Annotated in this window: 10 protein-coding genes and 1 tRNA gene; 1 reads left to right on the top strand and 10 read right to left on the bottom strand. The window is 65.3% G+C overall.

All coding sequences use genetic code 11. From position 1 onward, the window contains the following. Positions 1-18: 18 nt before the first annotated feature. Positions 19-91 (bottom strand) — tRNA-Ala (locus tag VN706_06090). Between the two features lie 124 nt (positions 92-215). On the opposite strand from VN706_06090, the gene trxA reads away from it, so the two are divergent. Further along, on the top strand, positions 216-680 hold the full coding sequence (gene trxA, locus VN706_06085; protein ID HXT15179.1) for a thioredoxin: 465 nt from the start codon (positions 216-218) through the stop codon (positions 678-680). Between the two features lie 120 nt (positions 681-800). On the opposite strand, the gene VN706_06080 is transcribed toward trxA, so the two are convergent. The 9 genes from VN706_06080 to VN706_06040 form a co-directional block, all read right to left on the bottom strand. Beyond that, entirely contained in the window at positions 801-2,129 is a 1,329-nt protein-coding gene (locus tag VN706_06080; protein ID HXT15178.1) for a hypothetical protein, read from the bottom strand. After that, a complete protein-coding gene (locus tag VN706_06075) occupies positions 2,126-2,896 on the bottom strand; it encodes a cytochrome c (GenBank protein ID HXT15177.1) in 771 nt (256 codons plus the stop codon). The genes VN706_06080 and VN706_06075 overlap by 4 nt, the downstream gene beginning before the upstream one ends. A gap of 94 nt (positions 2,897-2,990) precedes the next feature. Then, positions 2,991-3,491 carry a DUF3341 domain-containing protein gene (locus VN706_06070; GenBank protein ID HXT15176.1) on the bottom strand — a complete coding sequence of 167 codons (501 nt, stop codon included), beginning with the start codon at positions 3,489-3,491 and terminating at the stop codon, positions 2,991-2,993. Between the two features lie 14 nt (positions 3,492-3,505). Then, positions 3,506-4,969, bottom strand: coding sequence for an NrfD/PsrC family molybdoenzyme membrane anchor subunit (gene nrfD / locus VN706_06065; protein ID HXT15175.1), 1,464 nt, complete (start codon positions 4,967-4,969; stop codon positions 3,506-3,508). Between the two features lie 12 nt (positions 4,970-4,981). Beyond that, positions 4,982-8,158 carry a 4Fe-4S dicluster domain-containing protein gene (locus VN706_06060; GenBank protein ID HXT15174.1) on the bottom strand — a complete coding sequence of 1,059 codons (3,177 nt, stop codon included), beginning with the start codon at positions 8,156-8,158 and terminating at the stop codon, positions 4,982-4,984. 1 nt (position 8,159) lies between these two features. After that, a complete protein-coding gene (locus VN706_06055; protein HXT15173.1) occupies positions 8,160-8,855 on the bottom strand; it encodes a cytochrome c3 family protein in 696 nt (231 codons plus the stop codon). Between the two features lie 197 nt (positions 8,856-9,052). Continuing rightward, positions 9,053-9,856 (bottom strand): hypothetical protein, encoded by an 804-nt coding sequence (locus VN706_06050; GenBank protein ID HXT15172.1) that lies wholly within the window; start codon positions 9,854-9,856, stop codon positions 9,053-9,055. Next, positions 9,853-10,728, bottom strand: coding sequence for an amidohydrolase family protein (locus VN706_06045; GenBank protein ID HXT15171.1), 876 nt, complete (start codon positions 10,726-10,728; stop codon positions 9,853-9,855). Before VN706_06045 ends, VN706_06050 begins: the two co-directional genes overlap by 4 nt. Continuing rightward, positions 10,725-12,059, bottom strand: coding sequence for an aminotransferase class III-fold pyridoxal phosphate-dependent enzyme (locus tag VN706_06040; GenBank protein HXT15170.1), 1,335 nt, complete (start codon positions 12,057-12,059; stop codon positions 10,725-10,727). The genes VN706_06045 and VN706_06040 overlap by 4 nt, the downstream gene beginning before the upstream one ends. Positions 12,060-12,066 lie beyond the last annotated feature (7 nt).

Here is a 12,066-nt window from a genome sequence, read left to right as displayed (position 1 = left end):
GAGCCGTTGAACGGGGCATGGAGCGTATCGGGATCGAACCGATGACCTCCTGGTTGCAAACCAGGCGCTCTCCCAGCTGAGCTAACGCCCCCTCAATCACCTGAGGCTTGGAATTTATCGAAGGGCACGCCACACTGGAACGGCTTGTGAACTCACGGATAGCGGTTCCGTGACGAACCGCGCCGTACCACGACGTGCACTCCGAGAGGACGCCCGTGACAACACCTGACACCGCCGCCACCGCCGCCGCGACGCGACACCTGACCCTCCGCTGCCAATTCTGCTCCACCTGGAATCGGGTCGACGCGGCGCGCGCCGCCGACCGGCCGAAGTGCGGCAAGTGCGCGAAGCCGATGCTGCTCGACCGGCCCGTGCACGTGGACGACGACACGTTCGCCAAAACGATCGCAGGCACCGACGTTCCGGTGCTGGTCGACTTCTACGCCGACTGGTGCGGGCCGTGCAAGATGATGGCGCCGTTCGTCGACGAGCTCGCGCGCGAGAAACAAGGTGTCGCGCTGATCGCGAAGTTGAACACCGATCTCGCGCAGCGGACCGCCGGCGGATTCAACATTCGCGGCATTCCGACGGTGATCGTGTTCAGCGGCGGCCGCGAGGTCGCACGCCAGACGGGGGCCGTGCCGAAGGCCGCGTTGGAGCAGTTGTTGGCGAAGGCGTAGCGGCCGTCATCCCGAGGAAGCGAAGCGACCGAGGGATCCAACATCGCGATAGAGAGCACAGCCCTCTGCCGTGACGCTAGATCCCTCGCGTTGCTCGGGATGACATGACGGCTTCCCGCGCTACTCGTGCGCCGGCAACGGCTCCATCGTGTCGGGATTCACCGGCACCTGCACTTCATCGCGATACGGCGACGTCAACAACGTCACCCGCATTCGCGGGAAGGCATTCATGAAACTGATATAACAGAATCCCCATGCGCCGGCGTAGAGCGCCAGCACGCCGAGCTCCCAGAGGCTGAACGGCAGCGACGGAATCACGCCGTAGCCCGACGGATACACCTCGATGTACCGCATCAGCCACATGCCGACGAGGCTCGACACGGCGAAGAGGTTCATCCACGACCGCGTGACCTTCGTGTGGCGCGACAGCAATCCGAAGAACGGCGCGAAAAACACGAGAATGACCGACGCCACCGTCACCCACTTCCACGGCGAGATGAGCCGAAGCCGCATGAAGTGCGTCTCCTCGCCCATGTTGCCGTACCAGATCACCAGGTACTGCCCAAACGTGAGATAGCCCCAGAACGCGGTGAACGCGAAGCAGAGCTTTCCGATGTCGTGGAAATGCGTCTCGGTGATGATGCCGTCCGCGGTACCGAGGAATGAGTTCCAGGCGCCCACGAGGACGGCGAACAGCATGAGCGCGCACAGCCAGCCGCCCATGAAGAACCACCAGCTGTACAGCGTGCTCTGGAAATGGAGCGAGAGACCCATCGACAGGTCCCACGCCAACACCGACCAGCCGAAGCCGAACAGCAGCACCTGGAAGACCGAGAGCTTGCCCTGCAGCGAATGCGTCGAGTGCAGCTCGCGGCGTTCCTCGCCGAAGCCGTTGCGCATGCGCGCGCGCCAGCCCGCCGCCCACGTCGCGCCCCACTCCGGCAACCGGCCCGCGTCCAGACGCAGCGACGTGTAGACGTACCAGAGGCCGAGCAAGTTCATCAACAACAGCACGACGATGTCGCGAATCGCGAGGAAGGTCCCGTTGAAGTACTGCGCCTTCTCAGGCGAGGGATACGCCTCGTGCGTCCACGGGAACACGTAGTTCCGGCCGAAGATCAGCGTCAGCAAGAAGAACACGAGCGCGACCGGCAGGAACGCGACATACGCTTCCATGAAGCGAATGACGCCGCGCGACCAACGTGCGGTCGTGATGCGCTGCACGGCGACGAACGTGACACCACCGCTCGACAACGCGGTGAAGAACAGCCAGTTGGCGTGGAACGCGCGCCACACACGATCGGGCGCGACGAACAAGCCGATGATGAAGATCAACGCGCCGATGCCGAACAGCGCGAGCATGGTCGTCGTCAGCGACTTGGGAATTTCGCGATTCGACGCCGCAACGACTTCGTTCGGCGTGTACACGCGCGGAGGATGCAGGCTCACGGACGTTGCTCCGGCTTCTTCGTCGTATTCTTCGTCGTGTCGGTGGCGGACTTCTTTCCGGTCGTATCCGCGGCGGCTTTATTCCCCTTCCCCGCCGTGTCGGCGGCGGACGGCGCCGGCGGCACAGCCGACGGAATCGCGGACGCGGCGTTCACCGCTCCACTCACGCTCATCGCATGATAGTACGGCGACGGACGCGTCGGACCCATGGTCGTTGCACCGGGCACGCACAATCCCGTCTCACCCGGACGACAGTGCGACGTATCCGCGGCGAACGCCGTGTTCTTGCCCTGAATGGTGCGCAGATAGTTGATGATGTCCCAGCGATCCGCTTCTTCGATGCGGTTGTAGGGCGGCATCAACCCGCGGCCGTTGCGAATCATGCCGAAGATGTATCCGTCGGTGTATTCGTTCGCGGCCTTGGAACCCGCGCCGATCGCGATGCCCGCCATCCCGTATTTCGTCGCTGGGCCGTTACCCATGCCGAGCGGCCCATGACAGACGGCGCAGTTGATCTGGAAGTTCACGCGCCCGCGCTCGATCGACGCCGAGTCGGCCGGCGTGGGATTCGGAATCGAGGCCATCGTCGCGATCGTCTGCGGCATCGGCGTGCGATCGTAGATGAATCCCGGCGCCGCACTGCCCGTGGTCGGCACAGACAACTGCGGATTGCCGCGGAACGCGATCGTGTCGTTCGGCGTCTCCCACGGATCGATCTTCGGCTGTTGTTTGAAATCCGTGAACCACGAGCAGCCGGCCATCGTCATCCCGAGGAACGCAGCGACGAGGGATCTAGCTGAGGGATAGAGCGCTCGTTCGGGACGCGAGATTCCTCGCTTCGCTCGGAATGACACCGCGCGCCTATCGCTCACGCCGCACCTCCGCCGCTCCGTGCTTTTTCAGAATGCTCTCCGCCGTCGCGGCTTGATCGGGCGACGCTTCGACCCAGATGCCGAAGTGACCGCTCGAGAAGCGCGGATCGTAGCCCACGGTCGTGGTGAGTCGTGGAATGTGCGCGAGCGCGAACATGGCGAACACCGTCGCGAGACCGCCGACGAGCACCATGACCTCGAAGCCGAGGATCGTGAACGGCACCCACGTCGCGATGGCCTTGCCGCCGACGACGAGCGGCCAGTAGTCCGAGATCCACACCGGAATCCAGTAGCCGAACGTGACGCCGGCGAGTCCGAAAATCAGCGTGTAGATCCGCACCCTGCTCGGGCCGCGATCCATTGCGTGCTCGAGCTCGTGCCTGGGCGTCGGCGTGAACACCGTGATGTCGCCGAGCTTCGCTTTCTTCAGCTCTTCGATCGCGTATAACGTCGAGTCGAGCTCGCGGAATGCGCCAAGAACGCCTTGCATCCGTGTCTCCTCCCTCAGGCCGGGCCGGGTTCGCCGGTCTCGAACGGTTGAACGTACCCGAGGTTCAGCTCGTGATCGATCTCGGGATCGGGATGCTTCATCCGCGGCGGTATGACTTCCTTGATCTCGCTCATCGCCATGACGGGAAGCTGCTTGATGAACAGCAGGAACCACATGAAGAACCATCCGAAGCTGCCGAGCAGGATGCTGTAATCGACGAACGTCGGACGGTACGTGCCCCACTGCCACGGCTCGAACTCGTGCGACAGCGACGGCACCACGATCACGAACCGCTCGAACCACATGCCGAGGTTGATGAACAACGACAGGATGAAGAGCCAGCCCGGATTGCGACGCAGCTTCTGCGAGTAGAGCGACAGCGGCAGCACGCAGTTGCAGATCAGCATGATCCACGCGGCCCACGCCCACTGCCCGAACACGCGATTCCAGAAGTAGTCCTGCTCGAACCGGTTGCCGCTCATCCACGCGACCTGGAACTCGGTGAGATACGCGAGTCCCACGACCGTCGACGTGAACAGGCACAGCTTCGCCGCCGCGTCCAGATCGTTGAGCGTGATGTAATGCTCGAGATGGAACGCCTTGCGCAGCGGAATGGCGATCGTGAACACCATGCCGATGCCGGAGAAAATCGCGCCGGCCACGAAGTACGGCGGGAAGATCGTCGCGTGCCAGCCGGGCGTCAGCGCCATCGCGAAGTCGAACGACACCACCGAGTGCACCGAGAGCACCAGCGGCGTCGCGAACGCGGCCAGGAACAGATAGGCGCGCGTGAAGTGCCGCCACTCCTTATCCGAGTTGCGCCAACCGAGCGAAAGCATCGCCAGGATCGACTTGCGCACCGGATTCGTCTCGCGGTCGCGCAGAATCGCGATGTCCGGAATCAACCCGACGTACAGGAACGTGCTCGAGATCGTGAGGTACGTCAGAATCGCGAAGACGTCCCACACGAGCGGCGACTTGGGATTCGGCCAGATCAGGCGCCAGTTCGGATACGCGATCAGATAAAAGAACTTCCACGGCCGCCCAAGGTGCAGGATCGGAAACAATCCCGCCGTCATGACGGCGAACACCGTCATCGCTTCCGACACCCGGTAGATGCTCGTTCGGAATCCCGCGCGGAAGAGATACAAGATTGCTGAAATCAGCGTCCCCGCGTGACCAATGCCGACCCAGAACACGAAGGTGACGATGTACACGCCCCACATCACCGGCGGCTGATACCCTGCCGCGCCCAGCCCCTCGTGAATCTGATACGTCCACGCCGACGCGCCGACGAGCAGACACAGGATCGCGATGCCGAGCGCCGCGAACCAACCAAGCGAGGGCCGGAGCGTGCCGGCAATCTCGCGGTCGACCTGCTCGTAGCTGCGTACCGCCGGAAAACGAACCGCCGCCGACGGAATGTTCGGTCGCGGGGATCCAGTGCCGCCCGGGAGAGGAGTCGCAGTCGTTGCCATAATCGCGCCTCCTTACGCCCGCGGCGCGGCAGTCGCCGCACCGGCCGAATGGTTGACCTTCTTCAAGTAGACCACCGCCGTGAAGGTGTTGAGCTCTTCGAACACGTGATACGCGCGCCGATCCTTCGCGAGTTGCGCGATCGACCAGTTGGGATCCGCGGCGTCGCCGAATACGATCGCGCGGCTCGGACACGCCTGCGCGCACGCCACCGTGAATTCGTCCGGCTGTACCTCGCGATGCTCGAGCGCCGCGCGATTCTCCGCTTCACGAATGCGCTGCACGCAAAACGAGCACTTCTCCATGACGCCCTTGCCGCGCACCGTCACGTCCGGATTCAACTGCCAGTTGAGCGGCTCGGGGAACGCGTACTGCTTCCGATCCTGCTCGCCGTAGCCGAACCAGTTGAAGTAGCGAACCTTGTACGGGCAGTTGTTCGAGCAGTAGCGCGTGCCCACACACCGGTTGTAGACCTGCACGTTCAAGCCGTCCGGCGAGTGATACGTCGCATACACCGGACACACCGGCTCGCAGGGCGCGTTGCCGCAGTGCTGGCACAGCATCGGCACGAAGCGGGCTTCGAAGTCCTGACCGAACTTGCCGTCGGGATTGCCCTCGAAGTAGCGCTCGAGACGAATCCAATTCATCTCGCGGCCGCGCTCGATGTTGAAGCCCGCGCGCGCATCCGCCCAGATCGTCGCGTTCTGCCACGGCGCTCCAACCGTCGGAATGTTGTTCTCGGCGTAGCACGCCGTGACGCACGCCGAACACCCGGTGCATCGCGCGAGATCGATCGTCATCGCCCACCGACGCTTCGATGCGCCGCGCGGGTCATCCGGGCGATACATACCCTTGTTCTTGCCCTGATCCGCCGCGGTCGGCGCGCCGAGCTCACCCTGCGCGTCCGCCGCAACCGGCGAGCGAAGTCCCGGCAGGAACTCGTGGCTCGCGTCGCCCGGCAGTTTCTCCTTGTCGCCTTCGCCTTCGACGGGCTTGTTCAAATCCGCCGCTTCGATCGCCTGCGCAATGCCACGTCCGTGCTGCCGCGCCGATCCCTCGGTACTCGGCAGCGTGACGTGGTCGCCCGTCTTCGAGATCGAAGCCTTGGTCGCCATCAGCACCGCACCGCCGGCGCCGTTCGACACGACCGGCAGCAGATCGGCGGCGTTCACGCCCAAGTCACGCGCGTAACGTCCGTAGCCCCACTGCGTGACGTTCTGATCGTGCTTCCAATCCCACATGCCGAGCTTCGCATTGGAGCGGTGGCCCTGGCCGAGGGGAATCGCGATCGCGTCCTTGTGAATGCCGAGATACGGGAACGCCGGCGCGCGCACTGAACCGCTCGCCGTCTTCACGTCGAGAATGTCGCCGCGCTCGATGCCCAGCCGCTGCGCGGTCTCGGGGTGAATTTCGACCCACGAGCTCCACACGATCTTCGTGACGGGATCCGGCAGCTCCTGAAGCCACGGCTTGTTCGCGCCGCGTCCGTCGCCGCCGAGCACCGAGTGTGGGTAGGCGATGAGGAAGAAGTCCCCGGTTGCGCTGGGCGCTGGGCGTTGGGCGCTGGGCGCGGACGGCGGAAGTGCGCGTGCGGGCAGCGTACCGGCCGCGATACCTTTCGGCAGCGCCGCGGCAAACGCGCTCGCGCCGCCGGGGAACTGCGCCATCAACCACGTGCGATAGTTCGTCGGCTTGGCGTTCCCCGCCGCGGCGGGCGCCGGAGCGGGGGTTGTCGCCGCCGCAGCGGCACCGCCGTTCGACACCGCGATCAGCGCATCCGCGGTGCTTCCCTTGATCGCCGGAAACACCGGATCCATCGTCGGCTGCTGAACGCCGATCGTGCCGCGCGTCGGCTCCGCGTCGCCCCACTGCTCGAGCGAATGGAGATCTGGAATAATAAGATTGCAAAGCTCGGTCGTCTCGTCGGGATAACTCGAGAACGACACGCGGACCGGCACCTTGTTGAATGCGTCGGCGAAGTTCGCCGACTTGGGCAACGCGTACGCCGGATTCACACCGCGCACGAACGCGATGCCCACCGCGCCCGAGCGCATGCGCTCCACGGCGGCGAGCACCTGGTCGTGCGATGCAATGCCTTCGTATCCGCCGATCGGCTGCGCGGCCTTGATCGTCGTACCCGCACCGCCATTGATCGCCGCCACCGCGAGCGCGACGTCGAGCGCGTTGTCGCCCGTGACGCCCGAGACGGCGAGGACCGGCTTTGCGGCCGCGATCTCGCTCGCGACGCGCTGCAACGTGTTCGCATCGACGCCGCTCTGCGTCGCGGCATCCTGAATGCTGCCCTTGCCCGCCAACGCGTTCGCGATCGCGAGCTCGCTGCCCGGCTTGCACGCGATCCATTCATCCGCGTTCAACCCGGTAAGCGATCTCCGCGCGCCGACGTAGATGAACCGCGGCGCGCCGTCGAGCTTCGCGCGTGCATCGGCGAAGTCGAGCTGCTGCGGCACGCTCGCACCCCACCCCTCGAGGAAGTCGGCGCCGAACGAGACGATGAGCTTCGCGTCCTTGAAGCTGAGTGACGGCCACGCCACACCGTAGGTGCGGCGATTGGCTTCGATCGCCGCGGCATCCGCGTCGAAGTCGACGCTCAGGTGCGGCTGCAATCCGTTCCGCGCGAGCCAGCCGTCGAGGAAGCGCGGGAAGCTGCCCGTCTCGTGCTGGTTGAGGAACACCGAGCCCTTGCCGCGCGCCGAACCGATCGCCTGCGCCAGACGATTGATCGCGTCTTCCCACGTCGTCGTCTTCCACGTTGTCCCGTCGAGATACATCGGCGAGCGGAAGCGATCGGGATTGTAGAGACCCTGCAACGCCGCCTGACCACGCGCGCACAACGCGCCGCGATTCAGCGGATGCTCGGGATTCCCCTCGAGCTTGATCGGGCGCCCATCGCGCACTTCGGCGATCACGCCGCACGCGGCAACGCATTCCCGGCAGACGGTGGCGTAATACGTCGAGACGCCCGGCACGGTCATGTCGGGCGAAACGAGATACGGGATCAGCTTGCCCGTTTCCTCGGAGCACGCGGTCGCGGCGACCGCGGCGCCGGAGACGCCGAGGACTTTGAGGAACTCGCGGCGCTTGACGGCCGTGCGTTTATCGCTCCTCCCTTCGGCGCCGCGCACCTCCGGTCGGAGTTCCGCGATGGACGGGTCCTTCGTATTCTGGCTCATATTAATAATGGCAGTTGGCGCAGTCATACCGCGCCTTCTTGCGTTCCGTCGAAGCGGCGGCGGTGGCGGCGAGCGCGTTACCCTGCCCCTGCGCGACCTGCTGCGGCGTGTACCCCGCGGCGTCCTGGCCTTCCTTGGGGACGTAGCCGTTCACGTGACAGCTCACACACCAGCCCATGTTGAGGCTCGCGTACTGCTCCACGCGGTCCATCTTCTGGATTTGGCCGTGGCACGTCTGGCAGGTGACGCCGGCGTTGATGTGGCGCGTGTGCGGGAAGTGGACGTACTCGGGCAGCTTGTGAATACGCACCCACGGAATGGGCTTCGGCGGACCGGCCGACCCCATGCCCGCGGCGACCCCCGCCGTATTCGCGAACTTGTACAGCTTCTGAATCTCGGCGCTCGTGCGCGCGGGACCGATGTCCGACGCGGGACGCTGCGGGCCGACGAGGTTGTGGCACCCCATGCAGGTCGAGAGCGCGGGGAGGCCCGGGTCCATCGACTTGTTGGCCGAGAAGTGACAGTAGAGACAGTTCATGCCGAGCTTCTGCACGTGAATGGGGTGCGGGAAGTTGATCGGCTGAACGGGCGAGTTGTGTTGCGAAGAGGAGGCGCCGCTATATGCCGAGAGCATGACGGCGCCGATCGCCAGGACGAAGAGTCCCGGGATGGCGGTCCACTTCCTTCGCTTGGTCATCGCGATGGGGTGAATTTTTGATGGTACGACAAGCCAGAGCGTGCCTTGTGAACAAATTCACAAGCCCCCGGACTGGCCGGGAAATCTGATGGGACCAGATGGCTCACGCAAGTGAGCACCACTGCGCCAACCACATGATCCCGGTCCAGCAACTCGTTGCAGAGACGTGTGTAATCCTAATCGGCCTCGCCCGGGCATCAGCGCGAAGTAACCGTCTTTCGTACCGCGCTCGCTCCCGCATCACAAACGGCTTCGGCCCCCGCAAGTCGCGAACCGCGAACATCATCCGGCAGCAAATCCAGATTCGCCCGCGGCGTTTGCGTCAACCGCAACGGCCACTGCGTGCCGAACACGAATCGCTCCGACCCGATCATCCGAAACAACTTCGCGAGATGATCCTCCGGCGGCCCCCAGACCCACGAGATGTCCCAGTACACCCGGCGCTGCTCTTCCGCCGTGAGCCCCCAGTGCACTTCCTCGATCATCTCGCGCCCTGCCGCCGTGACAACGAGGCGAACGCGTTCGCCGGCGCGGGCGAGCGAGCGAATCGACGCGGCACTCAGGTCGCCCGCGGAATCCATGGGGTGACGTTGCCGGAGATCCTCGAAGCGCACGGTCAGCAGCAGCGCCATTCTGTGCTCGCCGGCAGCGATTGCCAATTCTCGCATACCCGCGTCGTGGGGGCCCATCCCCCACTGCGGCGGATACGCGCGCACCGCCGGCGAATTCGCGCTCGCCGCACGCCGCAGTTCGTCGCGCCAGCGAGGCCAGTCGGGGCGAATCGTCGGGACCGGCTGAAGACGGTCGGGGAAGCGCTCGAGCGCGCGGTACAACTCGGCGTTGCCCTGCGTCGGATCGCGATAGAACGCCGACGGAAGATGCCCGACCCACGCTCGGTCGATCTGTTCACGATCCAGAACGCGAATGAGAACGTCCGGATCGGGGTGCGGTACGTACCGGAAGGGGTACGGGCCGATGAGCGCGTTGACGTCTGTTGTCACGGGCGTCGAGGCGTCGAGGCGTCGAGGCGTATGGGCGAACAGCGCGGAAAGCTGCCGTCCGGAAAAATTCGAGCGGCGTTGCGCCAGCGGATGTCCTCGAGGTCGTCGTCGGTCAGGCCGATCACCTCGAGGGCGCGGAGCTTTGCGAGGCCCGTGCACATCGTGAGATCGCAGCCCCACAACAATCGCCGCGCGCCGAGTGCGTCGACCGCGGCGTCGAGCATGCCGCGATCGACGCCGCTTCCCGAGAGATCCGGCAAGATGTTCGGACAGTCGACCACGGCCGGAAACGTGTGCATGTAATCGCCGCCGCCGCCGATGTGGGCGAGAATGAATGTCGCGCGCGGATGACGCGCCGCGAGTCGCGCGAGATCGGCGCCGTCCGAGATCTCCTGCGACGGCCATTCGCGGCGGCGATGCTGCCAGATGTGATGCAGCACCGGCATGCCCTTCTCCGCCGCGATGGCGGCGATGGGATCGAGCAGCGGATCGTCGGCGCGGCGGCTTGCCAGCAGTTTGATGCCGATCGCGCCGCGTGCGCCGCAGCGTTCGATCTCGCGCAACGCGTGTTCAGTATCGTTTGGATTCACGGTCGTGAACATCCGCACGCGTTCGGGTTCCTGCGCGCACAGCGCGAGCATCGCGTCGTTCCCTCGCGTGACGTCCACCGGCGAGGGAAAGTACGTCGGCGACGAGAAGCCGTAGCTCCCGAGCACCGACGCGACGTGATACGTGACGCCGATCCGCTCGCCGGCGCGAAACCGCGCGGCGTTCACGTCGCTCCAGTCGGCACGGCCCGCGCCGGCGTGATAGAAGTGCGCGTGCGCGTCGATCAGCGGCCCGCTCTGGAGCGGCGCGCCGTCGTCAGTCACGCCTCGGCTTCCTCGTCCCGGAGCGCCACCAGCGTATCGCTCACGGTGGCTTCGAGATCTCTAATTGCATCTTCATCATGCGCGAGCGCCGCGAAGTTGTACGCGCCATGCTTGAGGAGCACGCCGTGCGCCGCGGCCAGCTCGAGAAAACGCCGCTCGCGCTCTGGCCGATCGAAGCGCAGGAACCACATCGGATCGATGCCGTCGTCGCTGATGCCCTGCACGCCGCTCGCCTCCAACGCCGAGCGAAACGCGCCGCGCATCTCGGCGCCGATCGTCCACAGCGAGGCGCAGACGTCGGCTTCGTCATGCCAGCTCAACACCGCGGACGCCGCAGCGAGCGCCGTTGCCTCGCTCGCCAGCGTGGAGGAGATCCACGTTTTGCGCGCCGCATCCATGACGTCGCGATCGCCCATGACGGCGGCGAGGGGATACCCGTTGGCCATCGCCTTGCCGAACGCGGCGAGATCCGGTACGACGTCGACATGCGCCTGGTAGCCGCCGGTCTTCAGGCGAAAGCCGGTCTTGACCTCGTCGAAGATGAGCACGGCACCGGCGGACGTCGCCAGATCGCGCGCGCGCTTGATCCACGCCTCGCTCGGCAACCGCTCGACGACCGGCTCGATGACGATGGCGGCCAAGTTCGAACCGGCATCGCCGACGGCGGCTTCGAGCGCGGCGACGTCGTCCCATGGGATTCGACGAAATGAATTCTTCGTTCCCTCGGGTACACCCGCGGTCTCGTCGGCCGACCAATCGAGCCAACCGAAATAGCCGCTGCCGATCACGAGATCGCGCGCGGTATACGTGCGCGCGAGCCGCACGGCGGCGGCCATCGCTTCTGCGCCCGTCTTCAGAAACTGCACTTTGTCGGCGCACGGAATGATGCCGCAGAGCCGCTCGGCGACGTTGACCTCGTGCCAGCTGGACAACCCTGACACGTTCCCGGCGGCGATCGCATCGACCACGGCGCGCGTGACGTTCGGTTCGGCGTAGCCGAGTGCAACGGAGCCGAGCGCCATGGTGCAATCGAGGTACTCGTTGCCGTCGACGTCGGTGACTCGGCAACCGACGGCTTGCGCGAAGTGCGTCGGTCCCACCGCGTCGCTCGCGCCATAGAGCGCTTCCAGTCGCTTGCTGCCGGTGGATGCGCCGGTGGGAAGCACGGCGCGCGCGCGCATCAGCCAGTCCGCGTCATCGTGCTCAGCGGGAATGGATTCGGGCTCGGACTCCTGCTCGTCGTCGGGAGAGGTCTCGTCAACATCGGGCGGCGGCGCGGATTGCGCTTTGGAGTCTTTGGCGCCGCGATCGAAAAAACGGCCGAAGGGCATGGCGGAA

This window comes from Gemmatimonadaceae bacterium (genome assembly GCA_035606695.1).
In the GTDB taxonomy this organism is placed as follows: Bacteria; Gemmatimonadota; Gemmatimonadetes; order Gemmatimonadales; family Gemmatimonadaceae; genus JAQBQB01.
Note: the sequence above shows the minus strand (reverse complement) of the source record. Positions and strands in the feature narration are given on the sequence as shown.

Bases quoted from the DNA above. Each gene is read 5' to 3' on its own strand.
- nrfD (HXT15175.1), bottom strand. From the start codon at position 4,969: ATGGCAACGACTGCGACTCCTCTCCCGGGCGGCACTGGATCCCCGCGA.
- VN706_06070 (HXT15176.1), bottom strand. From the start codon at position 3,491: ATGCAAGGCGTTCTTGGCGCATTCCGCGAGCTCGACTCGACGTTATAC.
- VN706_06060 (HXT15174.1), bottom strand. From the start codon at position 8,158: ATGAGCCAGAATACGAAGGACCCGTCCATCGCGGAACTCCGACCGGAG.
- VN706_06055 (HXT15173.1), bottom strand. From the start codon at position 8,855: ATGACCAAGCGAAGGAAGTGGACCGCCATCCCGGGACTCTTCGTCCTG.
- VN706_06075 (HXT15177.1), bottom strand. From the start codon at position 2,896: ATGACGATGGCCGGCTGCTCGTGGTTCACGGATTTCAAACAACAGCCG.
- VN706_06040 (HXT15170.1), bottom strand. From the start codon at position 12,059: ATGCCCTTCGGCCGTTTTTTCGATCGCGGCGCCAAAGACTCCAAAGCG.